Annotated in this window: 23 protein-coding genes; 5 read left to right on the top strand and 18 right to left on the bottom strand. The window is 36.7% G+C overall.

Features of this window, described 5'->3' with window-relative positions; all coding sequences use genetic code 11:
• Window positions 1–71: 71 nt before the first annotated feature.
• The 13 genes from A5889_RS10450 to A5889_RS10390 all read right to left on the bottom strand — a co-directional run bounded on the left by A5889_RS10450 (window position 72) and on the right by A5889_RS10390 (window position 13,048).
• Window positions 72–1,745, bottom strand: coding sequence for a DAK2 domain-containing protein (locus A5889_RS10450; RefSeq protein ID WP_087641831.1), 1,674 nt, complete (start codon window positions 1,743–1,745; stop codon window positions 72–74).
• Between the two features lie 67 nt (window positions 1,746–1,812).
• Window positions 1,813–2,175, bottom strand: a complete 363-nt coding sequence (locus A5889_RS10445) for an Asp23/Gls24 family envelope stress response protein (RefSeq protein ID WP_087641830.1) — start codon at window positions 2,173–2,175, stop codon at window positions 1,813–1,815.
• Window positions 2,176–2,390: 215 nt separating this feature from the next.
• Complete coding sequence (locus A5889_RS10440) at window positions 2,391–3,110, bottom strand: LytR/AlgR family response regulator transcription factor (RefSeq protein WP_087641829.1); 720 nt, start codon at window positions 3,108–3,110, stop codon at window positions 2,391–2,393.
• Between the two features lie 5 nt (window positions 3,111–3,115).
• On the bottom strand, window positions 3,116–4,438 hold the full coding sequence (locus A5889_RS10435) for a GHKL domain-containing protein (protein WP_242585402.1): 1,323 nt from the start codon (window positions 4,436–4,438) through the stop codon (window positions 3,116–3,118).
• Window positions 4,439–4,596: 158 nt separating this feature from the next.
• On the bottom strand, window positions 4,597–4,722 hold the full coding sequence (locus A5889_RS10430; protein WP_207114598.1) for an AgrD family cyclic lactone autoinducer peptide: 126 nt from the start codon (window positions 4,720–4,722) through the stop codon (window positions 4,597–4,599).
• Complete coding sequence (locus A5889_RS10425; RefSeq protein WP_087641827.1) at window positions 4,719–5,315, bottom strand: accessory gene regulator B family protein; 597 nt, start codon at window positions 5,313–5,315, stop codon at window positions 4,719–4,721. The genes A5889_RS10430 and A5889_RS10425 overlap by 4 nt, the downstream gene beginning before the upstream one ends.
• Window positions 5,316–5,642: 327 nt before the next feature.
• On the bottom strand, window positions 5,643–6,083 hold the full coding sequence (locus tag A5889_RS10420) for a hypothetical protein (protein WP_140405345.1): 441 nt from the start codon (window positions 6,081–6,083) through the stop codon (window positions 5,643–5,645).
• Complete coding sequence (locus A5889_RS10415; RefSeq protein WP_087641825.1) at window positions 6,073–7,305, bottom strand: ABC transporter permease; 1,233 nt, start codon at window positions 7,303–7,305, stop codon at window positions 6,073–6,075. Before A5889_RS10415 ends, A5889_RS10420 begins: the two co-directional genes overlap by 11 nt.
• 2 nt (window positions 7,306–7,307) lie before the next feature.
• Complete coding sequence (locus A5889_RS10410) at window positions 7,308–8,198, bottom strand: ABC transporter ATP-binding protein (RefSeq protein WP_087641824.1); 891 nt, start codon at window positions 8,196–8,198, stop codon at window positions 7,308–7,310.
• Between the two features lie 18 nt (window positions 8,199–8,216).
• Window positions 8,217–8,930, bottom strand: a complete 714-nt coding sequence (locus A5889_RS10405; RefSeq protein WP_087641823.1) for an SDR family NAD(P)-dependent oxidoreductase — start codon at window positions 8,928–8,930, stop codon at window positions 8,217–8,219.
• A gap of 24 nt (window positions 8,931–8,954) precedes the next feature.
• Window positions 8,955–9,878, bottom strand: coding sequence for a hypothetical protein (locus tag A5889_RS10400; RefSeq protein ID WP_087641822.1), 924 nt, complete (start codon window positions 9,876–9,878; stop codon window positions 8,955–8,957).
• The gene (locus A5889_RS10395; RefSeq protein ID WP_254909572.1) at window positions 9,871–11,856 is read right to left on the bottom strand and encodes an aminotransferase class III-fold pyridoxal phosphate-dependent enzyme; all 1,986 of its coding nucleotides are present in this window, start codon (window positions 11,854–11,856) and stop codon (window positions 9,871–9,873) included. The genes A5889_RS10400 and A5889_RS10395 overlap by 8 nt, the downstream gene beginning before the upstream one ends.
• Entirely contained in the window at window positions 11,849–13,048 is a 1,200-nt protein-coding gene (locus A5889_RS10390; protein ID WP_242585401.1) for a hypothetical protein, read from the bottom strand. Before A5889_RS10390 ends, A5889_RS10395 begins: the two co-directional genes overlap by 8 nt.
• A 639-nt stretch (window positions 13,049–13,687) precedes the next feature.
• On the opposite strand from A5889_RS10390, the gene A5889_RS10385 reads away from it, so the two are divergent.
• From A5889_RS10385 to rpmB, 4 genes are all read left to right on the top strand, one after another.
• Entirely contained in the window at window positions 13,688–13,816 is a 129-nt protein-coding gene (locus tag A5889_RS10385; RefSeq protein WP_254909571.1) for a hypothetical protein, read from the top strand.
• A 166-nt stretch (window positions 13,817–13,982) separates the two neighbouring features.
• Window positions 13,983–14,144 (top strand): hypothetical protein, encoded by a 162-nt coding sequence (locus tag A5889_RS10380; protein ID WP_176372882.1) that lies wholly within the window; start codon window positions 13,983–13,985, stop codon window positions 14,142–14,144.
• A gap of 141 nt (window positions 14,145–14,285) precedes the next feature.
• Window positions 14,286–14,417 (top strand): hypothetical protein, encoded by a 132-nt coding sequence (locus tag A5889_RS10375; protein WP_254909570.1) that lies wholly within the window; start codon window positions 14,286–14,288, stop codon window positions 14,415–14,417.
• A 518-nt stretch (window positions 14,418–14,935) separates the two neighbouring features.
• Complete coding sequence (rpmB, locus tag A5889_RS10370; protein WP_010761898.1) at window positions 14,936–15,124, top strand: 50S ribosomal protein L28; 189 nt, start codon at window positions 14,936–14,938, stop codon at window positions 15,122–15,124.
• Between the two features lie 33 nt (window positions 15,125–15,157).
• Here the strand turns inward: rpmB and A5889_RS10365 are convergent, their stop codons facing one another.
• Genes A5889_RS10365 through rsgA form a run of 3 tightly spaced genes read right to left on the bottom strand, consistent with a single transcriptional unit; the run spans window position 15,158 to window position 17,396 of the window.
• Entirely contained in the window at window positions 15,158–15,811 is a 654-nt protein-coding gene (locus A5889_RS10365; RefSeq protein ID WP_087641820.1) for a thiamine diphosphokinase, read from the bottom strand.
• The gene (rpe, locus tag A5889_RS10360) at window positions 15,811–16,461 is read right to left on the bottom strand and encodes a ribulose-phosphate 3-epimerase (RefSeq protein ID WP_087641819.1); all 651 of its coding nucleotides are present in this window, start codon (window positions 16,459–16,461) and stop codon (window positions 15,811–15,813) included. The genes A5889_RS10365 and rpe overlap by 1 nt, the downstream gene beginning before the upstream one ends.
• Window positions 16,462–16,499: 38 nt before the next feature.
• Window positions 16,500–17,396, bottom strand: a complete 897-nt coding sequence (rsgA, locus tag A5889_RS10355) for a ribosome small subunit-dependent GTPase A (protein ID WP_087642064.1) — start codon at window positions 17,394–17,396, stop codon at window positions 16,500–16,502.
• A 181-nt stretch (window positions 17,397–17,577) separates the two neighbouring features.
• Between rsgA and A5889_RS10350 the strand changes: the two genes are divergently transcribed.
• Window positions 17,578–18,561 carry a choloylglycine hydrolase family protein gene (locus tag A5889_RS10350; RefSeq protein ID WP_087641818.1) on the top strand — a complete coding sequence of 328 codons (984 nt, stop codon included), beginning with the start codon at window positions 17,578–17,580 and terminating at the stop codon, window positions 18,559–18,561.
• 43 nt (window positions 18,562–18,604) lie between these two features.
• Here the strand turns inward: A5889_RS10350 and pknB are convergent, their stop codons facing one another.
• A complete protein-coding gene (pknB, locus tag A5889_RS10345) occupies window positions 18,605–20,782 on the bottom strand; it encodes a Stk1 family PASTA domain-containing Ser/Thr kinase (RefSeq protein WP_087641817.1) in 2,178 nt (725 codons plus the stop codon).
• Complete coding sequence (locus tag A5889_RS10340; protein WP_087641816.1) at window positions 20,779–21,528, bottom strand: Stp1/IreP family PP2C-type Ser/Thr phosphatase; 750 nt, start codon at window positions 21,526–21,528, stop codon at window positions 20,779–20,781. Before A5889_RS10340 ends, pknB begins: the two co-directional genes overlap by 4 nt.
• Window positions 21,529–21,540: the final 12 nt, after the last annotated feature.

Raw genomic sequence — 21,540 nt, 5'->3', positions numbered from 1 at the left:
CGAGCAAAATTCTAAGTGCTAAAGCACTAAGAGTCGAACATTTCTGTCCCATTCTCTTTTAGATTTCTTGATTATTCAGCTGAAAACAAGTACGGATAAACCGGCTGTCCGCCTTCGTGAAGTTCTGTTTCCAGATCTTCAAATTCAGCAGTCAACGCTTCTGCAAATTGCTCAGCTTCCTTCATTGTTCCGCCTTCACCGACAATGATCGTGACGATTTCAGTATCTTCGTCGATCATACGTTTTAGCGTATCCAATGAAGCTTTGGCCATATCTGGCTCGGAAACGACGATTTTTCCATCGATCATTCCTAGGTAGTCATCTTTTTTGATCTCAACGTTATCGATCGTTGTATCACGTACAGCTGTCGTAACTTGACCACTGACAACACTTTCGATCATTTCTGTCATCGTTGCTTTATTCTCTTCAAGAGATTGTTGATCATTGAAAGCAAGCATCGCTGTCATTCCTTGAGAAATTGTCTTCGTAGGGACAACGGCTACAGGAATATCAGCTACTTCAGCTGCCTGATCGGCTGCCATAAAGATATTTTTATTATTTGGTAAAATAATCACTTGATCAGCATTGACTTCTTTCACTGCTTTCAAGATATCTTCTGTACTTGGGTTCATTGTTTGACCACCGCTGATGATGTAGCTTGCTCCAAGGCTGCGGAATAATTCCTGAACGCCTTCTCCAGCTGCGATCGCAATTACCGCATAAGGAACACGTGCTTTTGGCGCAGCTGCAGCTTGTGCATCATGCTCAACCAATGTTTCATGTTGTAAACGCATATTATCAACTTTGATTTTAACTAATGATCCGAATTTTTGTCCGTAGTTCATGACTTCACCAGGATGTTCTGTATGAACATGAACTTTGATGATTTCATCGTCGTTGACAACCAGTAAAGAATCGCCTAGTTCATTCAGATAATTTCTGAATGTGTCATAGTCGAAATCACTATCTACAGTTGGACCTTCACCGATTTGTACCATGATCTCTGTACAATAACCAAACTTGATATCTTCTGTGGCAACGTGTCCGCTAACCCCGCGATGATGTTCAGCATTGACCATTTCATCCATTTCGCCTGGTGTTGGTTCATATACTTCTGTAGCTAAAAAGTTACCAGATAATGCTTCTAAAAAGCCTTCATAGATAAATAGTAACCCTTGACCTCCACTGTCTACAACACCGACTTCTTTTAACACAGGTAAAAGATCTGGTGTTTTAGCTAACGCGCGTTTAGCACCTTTAACAACAGCTTCCATCACTTCAATACAATCATCTGTTTCTTTTGCCTTACGTTCACCTGAACGGGCAGCTTCACGAGAAACAGTCAAAATTGTTCCTTCTACAGGTTTCATTACAGCTTTATAAGCAGTTTCTACTCCATGAGTAAACGCTGCGGCTAGGTCTTGTGCATTCAGCGTAACAACGTCTGGAATTTGTTTAGAAAAACCACGGAATAATTGCGATAAAATAACCCCAGAGTTTCCTCTAGCGCCCATCAATAATCCTTTTGAAAGGACTGTTGTTAGTTCTCCAACTTTTTCAGAACGAGAATCTGCTACAGCTTTTGCTCCACTTGTCATGGATAAATTCATATTTGTTCCTGTATCACCATCCGGCACAGGGAAAACATTCAATGAGTTGACATACTCTGCATTGACATGCAGACGACTCGCACCAGCCTGAACCATTTCTTGGAACTGACTTGCACTGATTTCTGTTACATTCACCTAAAAATCCTCCTTTAGATTGCTGCTAATAGACGAAAAGTATTTCTTCTATTTAACAGTCGGCTGCCTAGTCAGGTAGCACACGAACACCTTGTACAAAAACGTTGACAGAATTAGCAGTGACACCAAGTAATGTCTCAAGGTTGTATTTGACTTTTTCTTGTACATTTCGAGAAACTTCTGAAATCTTTGTTCCATAACTTACGATTGTATATACGTCGACCGCTACGCCATTTTCTTCTTGACGTACGACTACACCTTTAGAGAAATTCTCTTTGCGCAAAATGCCATTTAAATTATCTTTGATTTGGTTTTTACTAGCCATCCCGACGATTCCGTAGATATCTGTCGCAGCTCCGCCAACTACAGTAGCGATAACCTCATTGGTAATCTCAATGGTGCCTGCTGGTGTTTTTATTTTTACAGCCATTGATGAAAGCCTCCTTAAAGAGCATAATTGCCCTATTTTCTTCTATAATATTTTAACATAGCAATCTCTCAATGAAAAGGAAGTTAATTAGAATATTATAGAGTGTCTCACCATATTCGCCAATATTTGTATAATTTACATCGTTTACGGTAAATTGTCAATTACACAAAAAATACAAGAACTGACTCTATTCATCAGATCTTGTATTTACATTTTTATAAATTTTTCATTGCTCTCACGGACACTAAACATTCTTCACCATTACTCATCTCGACGATCCGCTCACTTTTTATAACTTTATTGATATGATTCCGATTGATCAAATAGGATTTATGACAGCGGTAAAAGTCGGTACATTGTTCTTCGATATCTTTTAAAGAACCATAAAATTCAATCTCTCCATTTTCCAAATGGAGAACGATTTTATGAGAGGCAGAAGAAGATTCAAAAAAAATGATTTCTCCCATATCCACAGAACGAATCGTGTCACCATCCTTGAGCTTAAATAATCTTTTTTGGTTGCCTCGCTCATTGGTCACCCGTTCGTGGGCTAATTGGATATTTTCACAAATTTTTCGCTGAAGATCATCTTTATTATCCTTGATGATGTAATCCATAGCCTCGACTTTATACGTAAAAGTCAGATATGATAGTTCCCCATGCGTAGTAACAAAAACAATTTTGCCTAAATCGTCATACTTTCTGATTTCAGCTGCTAGTGTTAATCCTGACATCTCATGCTGTAGATCAACATCCAAAAAATACAGACCGATGATCTTAGGATTACTTTTGACAAACTCGATTACTTCTAAGGGATTCCCTGTAGAAAATGCCAATTCCATATCCAGACTTTCCATCATTATATAATTTTTGACATACATCTCAATCGTTTGGCGTTGCCGCCAGTCATCCTCACAAATAATAACAGATATCACTTTACTCACACCCTTTCACTATGTTCTATTGTTAATTTTTGTGTAAACATTCCATCACTGATGGACGTAGCCAGCCGAACATTTTTCAAAGTTCGAATCAGCTCTTGAACATTGCTCAATCCCTCTCCTCTGCCGGCACCTTTTAGTGAAAATCCTCTTTGCTTGAGTATATGAAACTTAGGTAAATCTGATCTACAAGAATTTTGGATGATGATATGAACAGCCGATACATCCTTGTAGACTGCCACTGCAAGCTTACCTTCACCTAAAAATTCAAGTTCTTCTATAGAATTATCTAAAAAGATACCTAAGATTCTAACTAAGGAAATTGAGTCGATCGATAATTCTTCTATGATTTCATTCACTTCCAGCTGTGTATCAATTCCTTTTTCCTGCATTGAAATCAATTTAGAGGCAAGGATACTTTTTACTTCTCTAACTCTGATATTCCCAATCGCTTCCAGCTTGAAATCATTTTGATCAATAAGTGTCGAAGTCTTTTTTATTTTGTTAAAATAGTAATCACTAAGACCTTCATAATCCCTGTCTACAATAAAATCTTCTAACGAATTCAGTATATTTTTATAGTCATGCCGAAATTTCCGGATTTCCTTGTATTGATTTTCCATTACCTCCATGTACCGTTGATTTTCTAAATATTCTCTTTCTTTTTGTTGCGTATCATATTTATTTTTCAGTGAGCTGATATACATAAAAAAAGAGACCAATGAAGCGGCTAAATATAATAGGAAGAAGATCAAATTGACGGTTACGATTTCATTATTATTTCCTAGATAAACACCGAAAAAAATACTCACATAGTATATGATCATCGTAACTATTCCAATCACATGAATCAACGGAGCACTTTCGTTAATGACAGGAAATTTTTCTCCTAGCCTTTTTGCCTCTTTAGCAATCATGAATGTGATGACTACAGACAGCAACAAGCTAAGCACTACTTGTATAAACATATTTAAATTCCCAGAAGAGCTCATTTCTGTACCGAATATATTTTTTCTTATAATTGACACACAATGATCACTTATAACTGAAATAATAACCACATAAGAATTCACACCTAGCACCTGAATAAGATTTTTAGAAATAAAATGGTAGCCTAAGATCGTTATACAAAAAAACATAAATATGATGCCGTAAACACCTAGAATAGAGAACACTTTTCCATTCAGGATAGTAACAACTACTAAGCTTAGGATTTCAGAAAAACGAATCTTTTTATTAAGCATCAGTAATTTGAAGTTTATGTAGTTAAAAATCACCTGTAACATCGCCATAACATTACTTATAATAAAGATGAATTCCAATACATTAGAACCCCCTTACATTTCTATTAGTAAAAAAATTATATACTCTAATAAACTGTAAAGCAAGTATTCTTCAAAAATCAAAGAGAGCCTGGAACAAAACTAAACATCAGTTTGTTCCAGACTCTAATTCCGAATAAATATGTCTCGGCCTTTTTTTAGTTCGATTCACTTTCTTTGATCAAAAGGTCAGGAACTTCAGGCTCGTCATAAAAGAAACTACAACACATTGCAATATTCATTGTTCCATAATTTCTAAAAAACCTTACCAAAAATGCTTTCATATTTTATCTACTCCTTTAAATTTATTTGGTATAACATACATACTGGCAAAAAACATCCCTAAAACAATCAAATTTTCAGTTAGTGCAGATGCTGTAATCAAATATAGACCATTCAGCACGCCCCAACTGACTATAGATTTAACTCGCAACGCCTTCTTCCGATTCGATTTTGATAATTTGTTTTTGTCGGTAACACCTGGAGAGAATTTTAGCAATACGACTAGCGATAGTAGTCGTATGTAAAATAATAGATAGGTAGGAATCAAGATCCCACTTTGGCAGAGCACTGGTAACCCTACAAATAAAAGCAAGCTGCTTGATACACATCCTAAACTCGTCTTCGCATGTTTCCCATAGGAAAAAGTTCTTATCAAAAGAAAACTTGCGTGAAAAATAGAAGTAGCAATAGCGACCTTAAAAAGGAGAGCCGCCGTATATACAATCAAGAACTTTGTTATATTGATAACAAACGCTTCTAATCCTAACTTGCATTTTAGAAAATCGATTTGATCCATTTCTTCCTTAATGATCAAGTTCAATATTCTTTGACTCACTGTTCGTTCAATATTCCATAAATTCCATATATTCGCCATATCCTCTCCTCCTTCGATACTATAATTTTATCAAGTGTTGATCACGACAAACGTTTTTTGCCTAAATTAGCTTAAACAGATCATAATTGTCAGAATATTCTTTCTTGTTCGCCTAAACGTTTATTTATTTTACTCAAGTGTCAACAGACTAAAACGCTTTGATTTTTGTAGAGGCTACCTAAAATCTGAAAAAACACTATAAAAAAAAGGCTGTTTCTTCAGCAACTTCCTAAAAACCGCGCAATGCATAAAACACATTGAGCAGTTTTTAGTTTAATTACTCAGATCCAAACGATTTTTATTACACTTTATTTTCCCCTGAGGATACTAATAGCCTAAATCTGTTTCAAGCATTCGCACAATCCTCATTCCTTCTAGCGTAGTTACAGGAATTTTCTCCCTTTTGACCTCTCGGTAACTTTGTCCGAAGAATGTCAATATATTTTGAATTGCCTCTACATATTTGTCTACAGCAATAGAGGCTAGGTCTTTTTTCAAGAACATCACATATGTTTTACTGGTATCTAATAGTCGGTGTTCTTTATCAAAAACCAAAATATTATTGGAATATGGGTCTTTTTTATAGAGACGATCTTCTAATAATAAAAATATTTGCCAGGTATTTTTTTCAACAGCTTTCTGCTTCATTTCATCTAGACATTTAAAAATAGCATAAAACAAGACTTCTTCTCCATTGGCTGTTTGAATCATTTCTAACGTCTTATAGGGAATGATCGCGACTGGCTTTTTTTTATATTTATCGGGCATAATACTTTCCTGATTTAAACGCTCTTTTGAATACATTGGTAAGCTTATCTCCGCTATAGATAAATACTCCGCCTTGATAAACACTTTTTCCTAGAAGCGCTAAAATCACAGTAAATGCTATATTGATGCCCATTGCCAGAATAAATGCATTTAGAGATGCATCTCCAAGCATATACCGAGCATACATTACGATTGGTGATAAAAACGGCACATATGATGAAATGATAATGGCTTGGTTACTTCCAGATCCTGTCGCCAGAATAACTACCATAAACAAAGCAATGAATAAAGGGATGATCAAGATATACATCAATTGCTGAACCTCTTGAACAGATGAAACCACTGAACCTAGAATAGCCGCGGCAACAGAATAAATCAAATAGCCTAGAACAAAGCAAACAATAGCTAAAATGATTGCTTGACTGTTCTTGCCTTCATTCAAGAATTTAAACAGTCCTGTACTATCCCCAAAGATTTTATAGGATGCATAGGCAGCAGCCCCGACCGATGCTGCCTGGGTCATTCCCACCAAACCTATGCCAATGATTTTACCTGTTAAATGCTGAACGGGCGTAATCGTTGTTAATAAAATTTCCATTACTCTTGAACTTTTCTCTACTGCGATATCTTGTGCGACCATAGTAGAAAAAAGCATAACCGCAATGTATAGAATAAATCCTACAATATAGACTAACAATAAAGTCTGCCCAGAGTCATCTTGGTTTCCAGCTAAGGATTCTAAGGATAAACTTGTACTTTCGTTCAGAAATTGCTGCTGTGTATCATCAAGATTTAATCGATATAGTTTAATTGATTGATTGACGGCAGTTACAATGCTTTGCAGTTGTTCAGAAATATTATGTTGAAGGGCTCCCTCGTAATAAATTTTCCCTTGATATAGGCCCGCGTTGTTCTTCTCAAGTTTTAAAATAGTTTTACTCTCTGTCTCCTTCAGTTCTTTCTTAGCGTCTGCTAAGCTTTTTCCACCGTTGACAAAATTCAACTCGGCTCCTTTACCGATTTCTTTCAATGTCGTAACGATTTCTTTGTCATTTGAGGCAACAAGTATGGTCTCTTTACTCGGTTCAGCTCTTTTAAAAATCCCTTCATAATTCATGCCAAAAAATGTGCCCAGCACCAAAATCAACAGCATGACAATGAATACTTTTGATGTGACTTTTTGTTTGTATGTTTCTAAAATGATCGTTAGTGTATTTTTCATTTTTACTCACCTACTCTTTCTAGAAAAATATCGTTTAATGACACAGGCTCAATTCTGAATTGTTGAATATTTTCAGATTGAAAAATAAATTTCTGAATTTTTTTTGCACTAAATTCATCTTGTGCATAAAATGAAACAACATTATTTTTTTCTTTATAAGAAGCTATTTCAAATTCTCGTTTGAGTGCCTCTCTTTCAAAATCAGCCTGCACAATGACTTTTCTCTTATCTGTTCCATTCTTGATCTCCTGTAAATTTCCTTTTAACAGAACTTCTCCCTTTTTGATCATACAAATATTTTCACAGATTTCCTCTACATTCGCCATTTGATGGGAACTAAAAATAATCGTTGAGCCTTTTTCTTTTAAAAAGAGAATGGCTTCTTTTAATTGATTCGCATTGATTGGGTCTAAACCAGAAAATGGTTCATCTAAAATAACTAATTCTGGACTGTGGATGATCGAAGCGATGAATTGAATTTTTTGCTGGTTTCCTTTTGATAACTCGCTGATTTTCCGGTCGATGTTCTCTTTTATATCAAAAAAATCAAGCCAAAACGCTATGCTTTTTTCGATTCCTCTTTTATTCATCTTATGAAGTTTGCCAAAGAAGGTCAGTTGCTGTTTTACCGTTCTTTTAGGATATAGTCCACGCTCTTCTGGAAGATACCCGACTTTTGCGGCATCGAAACGGTCGATTTTACGGCCCTTCCATGTAATTTCTCCTGAATCAGGTGTGTAAATTCCCAAAATATGTCGAAAAATAGTTGTTTTTCCGGCTCCATTCGCTCCTAAAAAGCCGTAAATTTCTCCTTCTGGAATAGTTAAATCGACTCCTTTTATAATGTCTCGCTCATTCATTCTTTTTTTTAGTTTTTTGATTTCTAAACTCATCTTTTCTTCCTCCTTCTTTTAAACAATCGTATAACCGTAATCTACAATGATGTTTTGCCCTCTAATAGCTTTACTGCGGTCCGATAGTAGAAAATCGATGGTTCCCACAACGTCTTCTAGCTGAACAAATTTTTTCAATGGTATTTTCTTTAATAATTTTTTTCCTTCAAAAGATTCTGTCAACAGCTGTTTATTACTCTGATTCAAAATATAGGACGGCGAAACGACGTTCACCTTGATATCTTTTTCTTTATCCTTTTCAAAATCCAAAGTCAAATTTTTAGCTAATTGAATCAATGCTGCTTTAGATGGTCCATAATCGATCCTCTGTTCATGTCCAACAACACCATTTTGAGAACCGATCAAAACGATCGCCACTTGCTCTTTAAACAACGGATAAAATTCTTTGATCATGAATACAATGGATTTTAGATTCACAGAAAATGTATGATCCCACATTTCTTCATCAATACTATAGAAACTTTGAATCGGGTTAATCCCTACTGAAAATAACAAGCCATCTAATTTGACCCTTTCTTGTTCAAGCGCTTGTTTTATTTTACGAATGCTTTTTAGATCGGTTACATCTGCAACAAATTCCTTTTTCATAAAATCTGTACAGATAGTATTTTTTACTTTATCGATTCCCCAAAAATGATAGTTGTCTTTATTTTCTTCTATATAGGATTGGCCTAAATAGCCGGCAGACCCGATAACCAATAAATTTTTCATACTTTCGCTCCTTTCTTTCTTCGTTTAGAGAAACAACTGTACCAACTGTAGCACTCCCGTTAGAATGATATAGAAAATAACACTAACATTCACTAAAGACAACAGAATTTCTGATCGTTTGATGTCCTTCTTTTCTCTTTTGAGCCAAGATTTAAACGAGCTCATATAGTCCTGAGAATCAATTAGCAGATTAATGATCCAATAACCATCTGTCTTTATAAAAGGAACCAGATTGATCAAAATATTCAAGACATTCAAAAAAAACAACAAAGTTAATATGCGTGAAGAAACATAGAGCATCAGTAAACAGATGATTCCACTGATCATCAGCTGAATTTGCACACCGGCCAGCATGATTTTCAGCTGTTTTTTCTTTGACAGCTGATCCATAAAATTTACATTCGTATAAAACATGAATAAGAAAAAATATCTTAATAAAAAGCCAAAGCGAAACTGATCCGAACGAATATATTTCTGATAATAATAATAATGTCCGAGCTCATGGATCATCGTGATCATCAATTGACTGATATACACGATCACCAACACTTTCCAATCGATTCGTTCTATCTCTGTAAAATAGTCCGCGAGTCCTCTTTGAAAAAATAGCGGTAAAAGAAGAATACCTAGTCCGGTCAAGATCAATCGGATCGTTGTTACAGCGGGTGCATCCATAAATTTTAAAAATACTGAAAAAAATGTTTTAGAAATAGAAAAACCTTTCAATTTGAACTCTAGTAATTTTCTTTTTCCTGCACCAAAAATGAATTTATCAATAGCAGGATCATTTGTATTATTTCCCGGCTCATACTCTCTTAAATAGTCAATCATTTCACTTGTCGATTGGACCATTCGTTCATTGTTTGTATTAAAGATATATACCTCTTCGTCACATTCTATATAGTCAAAAAGAACTTGCTCAACCTTTAAATGACGCACATCAAGCATACGATTTCACCGCCTTAGCTATACGTTTTAAGATCTGCTGCATCTTTTTATGATCTGTATAAAATGATGGCATCAGCGTAAGCCCATTATCTTCCACAGAATTGAAATATTGATAACACAATATTCCAGCCTGCTCTAATGACTGCATGATCAAAGACAGCGCTTGTGGATCATCTATCGGCACTGCAAACATACAGCCGATTCCTCTAACAGAGATGCCATTAAAGCTCATTTCAGCTAAAATAAGTTCATTTAGTTTTTGGATATTTTGAGCAATCTCTGCTTCATGCTGCTGATAGTAACATAACGTTTCATGTGCACTGATCACACCAAGCAAGTTACCATTTTGTGTAGAAAAATGCTCTAGCTCTTCTTTTTTCAATTTACACACAATGTCATTAGACAACAAGACCACACCAAATGGTAATATCCCATTATTGATTCCTTTACTGAGATTTATCATATCTGGTTTAAAATCTAAATAGTGAAAATAAAATGGTTTCCCAGTCCGATAAAAGCCCGTTGCTACTTCATCAAAAATCACTGTGATCATATATTTTTGGAGTAATCTTCCCAGTTTATTCAAAAAACGAATCGAAGACACTTTTACTCCTGCAGAGCCTAAGATAGGTTCAATGATCATTGCACCGTACTCCCGATGATGCTGTTCAATATGTTCAAAAAAGGCTTTCTCTTCTAGATCATTCTCTGGTAATTTCATAAATTCCATATTACTCAATTTAGGCGAATAAACTTCTGTTACTTCTTGATCTAATCCGCTGATTGACATGCCGCCCCAAAAAGTCCCATGATACCCTTGAGAAAAAGCTAATGTTTTTTTCTTTCCTTTGTTGATTTGTCGCGATAATTTTAATGTTAATTCTGTGCACTCAGAACCGCTATTTGTATAAATGATTTGCGTATATGTTCCTTCTTTATCAACAAATGTGGAAAGTCCCTCCGCATATTCTTGATAAAGCGGATGATGAAAGGAATGGATATCCAAGTAGGTTAAATTTTTTAATAGCTGATTTGTGAATCGTCGGCTGATTGCTGCATGCAATTCCTTTTTATAGCCTAAATTGACATTCCACAAACCACTTCTTAAATCTACAAATCTCTTTTGTTCTCCGTCAAATACATACTCCTCTTCTGCTCGAACAATAGTGATTTTATCGTCGTTGACGGTTGTAATATCGCCCATTGGGACTAGATAATCATACCTCATTTTTTGCACCTCCATCATGACGTAATCAGGTCGATTTTTTATGATGTTTGCCATACAGCCAACCTCTTCACTTAAGCGCTTGATTTGATCGATGGTATAAATATTTTTTACTGAGTATCCTAGTTTTTTACTGCCGTCAGCTGTTTTCGTGTAAATATTATAGATAAACTTTTTCCCTTGAACAAAGTTTCCAGACATAAATAACTGATTTTTGATTTTATCGATAGAAACCGCTCCGTCTAACTTATCGATCTGATTTGGATTGATGAAGTCAAAGATGATCTTGCCATCACTAGCTAACACTTTTTTTGCTTCATATAAAAAATTTGTAAAGCATTGCTCATCAAACAATGAAACAGATGTGGCCGGAATAATAATGTAACGATACTTTGAAACATGATCGAACTGGGCTATATTTTCAATGCCTCCAACATACACACGGGACTTTTCTTCTTCACTCAAAAATGCCAGCATCGCCTGTTCTGGTTCGATTCCGTAGATATCGATTCCCCTCTGCAGCAAGGGCTTCATGACTCGACCATTTCCTGTTCCTATTTCCAATACTCGATCACCTTTAGAAAAAATAGTTAAATAGTATTCAATATCTCCACTTATGGATTCATGCGCCACTGCTTCATAGTATTCTGCAAATTCAGCTTCTTTATAGATATTATCTGTAATATCTATTTGGTTTTTATTTTTCAACTTCTCTTTAAATGTTCCGAAAAAGACAGCCTCCTCTTTATACACTGAGCATCAACTCCTTTTGTTCTTCAATTACTGTATCTGTGATTTCTCCATTTTTACTTTTAGCTAGTTCAATGCATTCTTTGATTTGAGCTTCGAAGATTTCTACAAATAACTGATTGACCTCAAACGTTCGATTACTGGGTACGTGTAGCGCAAAGTAAGTATCGCTTGCAGAAAAAACTATCCATTCACTCGGGTAATTCTCTAGCTGGATGGAATCAAATCGATGTTTATTGAATGGCGTAATAAATGTTAGATGCATATCTTCCAATGATTTAGCGATGCTTACTAATAATGGATAAACTTCATAAAGTCCGTTCTTTTTATTTTTATGACTCAATCTACTGTTTGCTAATTCAATTTCTGAAAATGTAGAGTTAATTAGAGACGATAACTTGCTCGTTCTTTGATAATCTAAGTAGATTCCATCAGTATAGATAAATAGCCTGCGTTCTAATCCGAGTGACAGCATTTGAGCATAATCAATGATTCCATTTTTCCGTTCTTGCCAAGCGATAGTTCCATTTTCCTGAAAATTTTCTAATTGCTTTAGTAACTCTTTTTCGGAACATTCTTCTAATTCACTTTCTTTGCTAAAGGTTTGCAAAGAATCTTTAAATGTAATAATACTTGGGATTTCACTGCTCCAATCTTTTTCCAATTCGTCGATATACAATCCATGATTGATTGCGCAATTGAGATACACTGATGAATGAAGATGCTCTACATCCGACAATTGTTCAAAGTAAATATGTTTAATTATATTTTTTCTAAATATTCTCGGATAGATTCCTGTAAAGAGTGCCATTAAACCATTTTTTAAAATTAGTTCCGATGAATCACTTTTCTTTTCGTAATTCTGTAGTTTGGTTCGATCAACGTATTGATCCGCAAAGTTGCCTCCATCTTCTATAGAAATAGAATGAAATCTAGTTGACTCACTGAATGTGTTCAAAAAAGAAATGATTTTAGGTACTCGTTTTGACTTAGAAAAGTTGACAAAGATATAGTCCGTGTACTCTTGAAACTCTGTATATTCTAATAAGTCCAAAAAAGTGTTTGTATCAAAATCATACGTATCAAGACTCAATTCTTCTATAGAAACATCTTCTTTCACAATATCTGACAGTGCTGCATCTTCAACATTTCTTAAAACATGATTACTTTCTTCTACTAAGGTTATTCCAATCATTTCGACCACTCCTTTTATTTAACTGACCTAATTATAGCGACGCAATATGCGCTATTGACATTTTCTCTTAAGTCCTTAAATTTTTGTCCGCACTGTTTTTTCAGACGTTCATGAATGCTTAAACGTATAAGAAAGATCAATTTCAAACGAATAAGGGAAGGAAAAATGAGTTAAAGAAAAAGAAGAAATTATTCTCCAATTCCTCCTATACTTTAAGTGTGCACAACAAAAAAATATTTAGGAAAAGAGGAAACAAGATGAACAAGATTGAATTTAAAGAAACAGAAAGCAAAGTAGTAAATGGTTTTTGGCAAGGTGTGGGCGTTGGAATTGGTATTGGTGTCGTTGTCGCATTGACATAGGAGGAAAAACAGATGAACAAAATCAAGTTTGAAGAAACAAATAGTAAGGTATTGAATGGTTTTTGGCAGGGTGTTGCTGGTGGAACAGTCGCCGGAGTAGTGATAGGTTCTATCATTGTTTTAACTTAATAGATAGCCGCATTAATTGATCAGGAGGTGAGTCAACATGAGATGGATTTTTCCTATTTCAATTATCGTTCCGCCAATTTGGCGGTTTTAAAAAGGAAACACGCTGTCATCAGCAAAAAAATTCACATTATAATAGGAGTATCTTAAAATGACAAACATTCACTTTAAAGAGATTACTACAAAAACACTTAATGGCGATGGACTACTCTTATGGGGCGGTTTATCCGGACTCGGACTAGGTTTTGCTACTGGAGCAGCTATAGCGATATTGACCTAATAGCCAATGAAGAAAAGAGGAACGATATGTATTTTAAAGAAAAGGAACTGAAACGATTGACGAGTAATTATGGAGATTACCTTGGGATTTACTTAACAGCTCTAGGTGTAGGTTTTGGCATTGGCATAGCACTTACGTAACCATAAAAGAGGGAGGTTTTCTAGCGATGAATCGAAAAGAAATAAATTTTGTCAGTCTATTTCTACTTCTTTTAGGAATTGGCGTACTTCTTATCAGCCTATTGGAACATCGGATCATTTTTGTTTGCTCTGGAATCATGCTTCTCTCTTTAAGTATCGCAATCAGGTCTTATTTACTCAAAAAATAAAGAGGCTACATTAGAAAGGAGCAAAACATTATGAAATGGGCTATATATCCAATTTCCATCATTCCGCCAATTTGGTTTTGGAAATTCTAAGCATTTTCTATATAAAATATTACAATTAATAGGTGAAAGGAAGGTATAATAATGAAATTAATCAAATTTGTAGAGGTAGATCAAAAAACATTGAATTCACACGGCACTGATTTTTGGACTGGTGTTGGGATTGGCGCTGGCGTTATTGCAGCTGGTGCAGGCTTAGCCGTTGTGTTAACTTAATCGATGAGGAGGAAACATATATGAAAGCAATCAAAATGACTGAATGTACCGTTAAAAATCTGAATTGCGGCTGGTGTATGGGTGCTGGAGCACTTGTTGGAGCTGGCGCAGCTGTTGGGGTCGCAATCATTGTCACGTAAAGATGAAGAAAAGAGAAAGAGGGCGTTCACTATGGACCAAAAATATATTCCTGTAATAATTGGCATATTATTTCTACTTATAGCAGCAACGATTTTTGTTAAACCAATAGCAATAAAAGTGATACTGGCTATTATTACAGTTGTTCTTAGCGGCTATTTTTGCTCTTCATGTTTATCGATCGGATCTATAAAAAAATAGTATAGCCTAAAAAAAACAGTGATCCAGCTTAGATCACTGTTTTTTTATACTTAAACTTATTTTCTTTTTTTGTTACAGACCAAAAAATACGCTTGCCAAAATCTACTTTCTATGATAAATTAAGTTAGTATGAGCTGAAAACTATCGCTCCGAGATCAAAGCAAAGGAGGAAACTAAAAATGGCAAAAGTATGTTACTTTACTGGTCGTAAGACAAGCAGCGGCAATAACCGCTCACATGCAATGAACGCTACTAAACGTACTGTTAAACCTAACTTGCAAAAAGTTCGTGTATTGATAGACGGTAAACCTAAAAAAGTTTGGGTGTCAACTCGTGCTTTGAAATCTGGTAAAATCGAGCGTGTTTAATAGAAAATAATGCAAAAAGCTGAACGTTTCCGTTCAGCTTTTTTTATTTAAATCTCTGCTTTGAATCACAGCGATCATCCCTGAATCAAATGAAAACGATGCGCTGTTACCTACAAACTCATTACTGGCATAGGATGTCGGTATCGGAACATCCACATGATCCAAAGTATATTTGCTTTCTGTCAAGGTTAAGTTGTTGACTGGTGTCAAACAACAATAAGCGAGGTACGTCATTCCAACTTCTTTTGTGATCGAATAGCTTCCAGGACCGTAATACGTAATACTGTTTTGCCGATCCTTCAACTGAATTTGTGAAGCAAACGCTTGAAATTCCGGCTCTAACGGCAACCAAAGATTTGAAAGAAAATGATCCGCTCTGCCGCCTGTCGCACCAATGATCGTCATTTCCGCTTCAGGAAATTTTTCAAACGCCCTCATCAACGCTAGCTGAGTATCTGTAAAATCCTTTTCAGCTTGTGCCTGCTCGATTTCTCTTACTTCTTTTTTTACACGTTCAAACTCTTCCTGCCTCAACGAATCGAAATCGCCTACAGCTAAATCAAGTTTCCAGCCACGCTCTAAGCTATACAAACTACCACGATCGATCCCTATGATAAAATCAAACTGCTCGAGCGAAAACTGCGGCCATTCTTTCGGCGAGCCGCCAGCCACAAGTAGTATATTCATCAGTCCAATACAGCTCTCAATGCTGCAATTCTATCTTTAGGACTTTCAGAGTTATAAATATATGATCCCGCAACAAAGACATTAGCGCCCGCTTCTTTGCAGCGTCTCGCTGTTTCCGGCTCGATTCCGCCATCGACTTCAATATCATACGTATAGCCTTTTGTATCTTTCCATTCTTTTAGCTGGGCAATTTTGTTTAATGAACTTTCAATAAAACTTTGACCACCAAATCCTGGGTTCACTGTCATGATCAATACTTGATCCACTAAGTCCAACACATATTCAATCGCTGATAATGGCGTTCCGGGATTAATAACGACTCCAGCTTTTACACCTGATGCTTTGATCATTTGGACAGCACGATGAATATGAGGTGTAGATTCTTGATGAACCGTGATGATATCTGCACCCGCTTTAGCGAATTCTTCAATATAATTTTCTGGTTGAACGATCATTAAATGAACATCCAACGGCAATTTTGTAGTTGGACGGATCGCAGAAACTACATTTGGGCCTAAAGTGATATTGGGAACAAATTGCCCATCCATCACATCAACATGGATATAGTCCGCTCCTAATTTTTCAACCAATTGAATATCTCTTTCCAAATTTGCAAAATCCGCGCTTAAAATCGATGGTGCTAATTTCATAAAAAAATCCTCCCTCATGTTCTGATTACGTGATTTGGTTATTTCTTTTTATACATTGGTTTGCGATTCTCGATCTCTGATAAAAACTGGAGATAATTATCATAACGTGTCTGCGCGATCTCACCAGTTTCCACGAGTGCTTTTACCTCACAGCCTGGTTCTTTTCGATGCATGCATTCACGAAACTTACATAAATGTGCCGCTTTGACAAATTCAGGAAATTGCTTTGGCAGCTCGGTTGTTTCCATTTCTAAAAAGTCAATTGAACTAAATCCTGGAGTATCGGCAACTAAACCATCAAACAACGGTAAAAGTTCTACATGGCGCGTCGTATGCTTTCCTCGCCCTAACGCTTCAGAAATTTCATTCGTTGCTAATTGCAGATCTGGAGAAATTTTGTTCAGTAATGTTGATTTTCCGGCACCAGACTGTCCCATAAATACAGTCAGTCGTTCTGGGAAAAACTGCTCCAATTCACGAACGGCTTCTTCATCTCCTGTACTTGTTGCTGCAATCACTGAGTAAAGCTCACCATATACTTGTTGAATGTCTGCTACCTTGACTGTCTCATCGCCAGTAAGCAAGTCGATTTTCGTTAAATAGATGATCGGTGTGATTTCCTTCTCCTCAAGCGTCACCAAAAAACGATCCAGCAAATTGTATGAAAAATTCGGTTCTACCATACTCATAACGATGACACCTTGATCCACATTTGCAACAGGCGGACGTACTAATTCATTGTGTCTGGGAAAGACTTCCAATAAATACCCGTCTATTAAACTATCACTTTCAAACATCACCTCATCACCGACTAATGGTGTGATTTTACGGTTCCGAAAGTTGCCGCGTGCTCTTGTTTGATATGTCTGACCGTCAGCATAAATGTAATAAAATCCGCTTAATGCTTTTCTTATTTGACCTTTCAGAAATGCCACCTCCTTAGTTTTTGTTGGTTTCATTTTACCACATTCCCAAAAGTTATTGAACTTCTTCTCATATCGATATCATTCATTACTCAAGAATGGTTTCTTTTTACTTTTTAAGAGTTTGTAGACATACTATATTTATGATTCGTTGTATAATTGTTTTATTATCAATTAGCTTGGAGGAAAACATATGTGCACAAGTTTAACTTTTGAATCAACACAAAAAAATCATTTCTTAGCTAGAACGATGGATTTTGGTTTTGAGCTTGACGGAAGACCGATCGTCATGCCTAGAAATCATGCTTGGACAACTCATTTCGGACAAAAACAGCAGTCACCATACGGATTTGTCGGTACCGGCCGTAAATTGGAAGAATATTTCTTTGCTGATGGTGTGAATGAAAAAGGGCTTTCCATTGCTGAGCTATATTTTTTAGATGAAGCAAAATACGTACCTGAACCTGTAGAGAACAAACTAAATCTTGCTCCTCACGAATTCATTCTTTGGGTTCTTGGTGAAATCGCAACGATCGATGAGCTAAAACAACGTATAGATGAAATCGTACTTGTGAATGCACCTGTCTCTCTTTTAGGGATCACCGTTCCATTGCACTTTATCATTACCGATCGAACAGGAAAATCAGTTGTCGTAGAAACAAATAGCGGAACGATCGAGATCAAAGATAATCCGATCGGCGTAATGACGAATAGTCCTGAATTTGAATGGCACTTGAAAAATTTGAATAATTACATTTTTATCAAACCAACAAATAACCCAGCGACTTCTATTGACGGCTATGAGCTTAAACCTTTTGGACAAGGCTCCGGCACTTTTGGTTTACCTGGAGGATATACCTCACCTGAACGATTCGCCCGAACTGTTTATACACGTCATTTGACTGAAAAAGGCCAAACAACGGGAGATGCTGTTAATGCCGTTTTTCACATTTTAGATAATGTCACGATTCCAAAAGGCGTCAATATCAAAAATGATGGATCTGTTGATTATACTCAATATCGAGCGATTATGGATGTTGATGATCTTGTTTACTACTTGAATCCTTATAGTACCCAAGATGTATTTTCAGTTACCTTGACTGAAGAGCTTTTGACAGCAAGCGAGCCTACGGAATTTGGTATCGAAGCTACATTTAAGGCAACTTCTTTAAACTAAAAAATGAAGCAATCCTCTGAAAAGAGATTGCTTCATTTTTATTTTAGCTATTTTCGTCGCTTATAGTTTCATAATTCACAGTAACTGTTTCACCTTTTTTTAGTGTTCCGCCAGATCCTGGTGATGTGCTGATTGCTTTTCCTTTTGCTGCATCTCCAGAGCCAATTGCGTAAACAAACCCGCTGCTTTCGATCTTAGCTTTAGCCTCAGCAGCAGTCAAACCGCTGACATCTGGTACCGTCCCGTTTCCACGACCGGAACTTACACGTAGAATAACTTTATCGCTTTTAGTATCAAACGAAGCTCCTGACTTAGGTTCTTGCGAAATAACGACGCCTTCTTCTACCGTATCGCTTGCTTCGTCGACTTGTTCATACTTGATTCCAAGTGCGACTAAATCAGCCACCACATTATTGTAAGAACGTCCTTCGTAATTATCTAAAGAAATTTTACTTGATTCAGAGGAGCTTGTTTGCGTCGTTTTATCCGGTCCAGAGCTGACCACTAAGGTGATTTTGCCTTTTTTCGGATTAAATGGATTACCTGGTGCTGGATTTTGTTCCATAACAAAACCTTTTTCTACTGTATCACTAGCCTTATCCACACGTGTGATCTGATTTGATTTGATGCCGTAGCTCAACAGTTCTGCAACAGCACTATCATAACTGTAGCCTAGACTTGCATAGTCTGCCAAATAAACATCTTCCGGTCCTTCACTAACGACTAATGTCACTTCATCTGTTTTCGGATCGACTTCTTCACCAGCTTCCGGCGATTGACTGATAACTTCATCCTCATCTGCATCAGTATCTGTCTCTCTAGTGATCTTGATTTGGTTTTCTTTGAACCCTTGTTCACCTAACTTTTCGATAGCATCTTTATAACTATCGCCTGTCACGTCAACTAGCTTGATTTTTTTATTCCCAGAGCTGATATAGAGCTCGACTTCTCGATTTTTCTTGACTGTAGAGTCCATCTCAGGATTTGTTTTGACTACTTTTCCTTCTTCGATATCATCACTTTGTATTTGCTTCGATTCTGATTTAACTTTCAGACCAGCATCTTCTAAAGTCGTTCTAGCTTGCGCTTCTGTTTTACCTGACACATCTGGAATTTTGACTTCACTACTTCCTTGACTGGCTAGATACACAACTCCACCAATCAATAAAACTAGAAGAAAAATGACAAATACAATGATTCGATTTCGTTTTCTTTTCTTCTTTTTCACTTGTGCTTCTGCTTCTTGCTGCTCGATTTCTTCATGTTCATTGCGTTCTTCTGGAGGTGTCTCCATCGCAGCAAATGCTGAAGGCATGCTCATTTCATCAGTGATCGGCGTTAAGATCTTTGTTTCGCCAATCAAGCCCGTAGGTTCCCACTTTGGTTCGTTCAGACGATTTGCCGCAAGTACCGTATATAGATCTCGGGACATTTCTTCCGCAGTTTTATAACGATCTGCTGGATCTTTTGCTGTTGCATGCAACACCACATTTTCTAATGATTGCGGAATGTTTGGATCGACCATTTTAACAGAAGGGATTTCTTCTTGAAAATGTTTTAACGCAATCGTCACAGCTGATTCTCCATCAAAAGGGACATTTCCAGTCAGCATTTCATATAAAATGATCCCAACTGCATACACATCGGATTGGTTTGTTGCCATACTACCTCTGGCTTGCTCTGGTGACAAATAATGAACAGAGCCCAGCATCGTGTTTGTCTGTGTAATCGATGTTTCAGTCAAAGCAATGGCAATCCCAAAATCGGTGATTTTCACTACGCCACTTTCATCCATCAAAATATTTTGCGGCTTTAAATCTCTATGAATGATCCGATGTTCATGAGCCAGAGAAACTGCTGATAAAATTTGCTCCATGATATCTACGATTTTTGCATATGGAATCGGATATTGTGTCTGGATATATCGCTTTAAGTCCATTCCTTTGACATATTCCATGACTAAGTATTGAAGCCCATCTTCTTCACCAACGTCATACACACTGACGATATTCGGATGAACCAATTCGGTAGCTGCTAAAGCTTCTCTTTGGAAACGGCGAATCGCTGCCTGATCGTTTTGGAAGTCAAAACGCAGTACTTTGATTGCGACATCACGATCCAAAATCAAATCATGAGCTAAAAAAACATTCGCCATTCCGCCACTACCGATATTGCCAATAATGTGATATCGACCATTTAATTTTCTGCCGATTTCGATCATTGGTTTGCCTCCTTCTGTTCGTCAAAATGGATTACTAAAACGGTAATATTATCCGCTCCGCCTGCTTCATTGGCTTGAGTGATCAACGTTGACACTTTTTCTTTTAGTGGTTTATCTGAAAGTATGATCGCTAATATATCCTCTTCAGAAACCATATTCGTCAACCCATCTGAACACAATAAAATATAATCATCCGGCACCCAAAGATGATTCGTTACATCTACTTCGACAGTCCCCGGCATGCCTAACGAGCGGGTCAAAACATTTTTCCGCGGATGATTGGCTGCCATTTCACGGGTAATTTCACCAGATTTTACCAATTCGTTCACTAATGAATGGTCTTCTGTCAGCTGAACCAACTGCTCATTACGTATTAAATAGGCACGGCTATCGCCAATATTCGCCAGTACAAAGGATTGCTCCAACAACACTGCGCTGACGATCGTTGTCCCCATCCCTAAATATTCTGGTTGAGACTGTCCTTTTTGATAGATCCGCTCGTTTTCATCTTGAATTTCTTTGATCAGCCACTGTGCTGCTTTTTCTGATGTTTCAATTTGACTTTCCTGCCAGCGTGCCCCTAGATTATTCACTGCCATTTGGCTAGCAACATCACCAGCTTGATGGCCGCCCATTCCATCAGCCAAAATCGCTAAAGCTAGACCTGTCTGATTCTCAAATAGACCAGCATAATCCTGATTCGTATTTCGTCTCCGTCCGACATCTGTTTGAAAATTGATTTCCACTCTGCTTCACCT

The organism is Enterococcus sp. 9D6_DIV0238, assembly GCF_002174455.2.
GTDB lineage: Bacteria > Bacillota > Bacilli > Lactobacillales > Enterococcaceae > Enterococcus_L > Enterococcus_L dunnyi.
The sequence above is the reverse complement of the archived record's forward strand: the minus strand, read 5'-3'. Positions and strand labels throughout refer to the sequence as shown.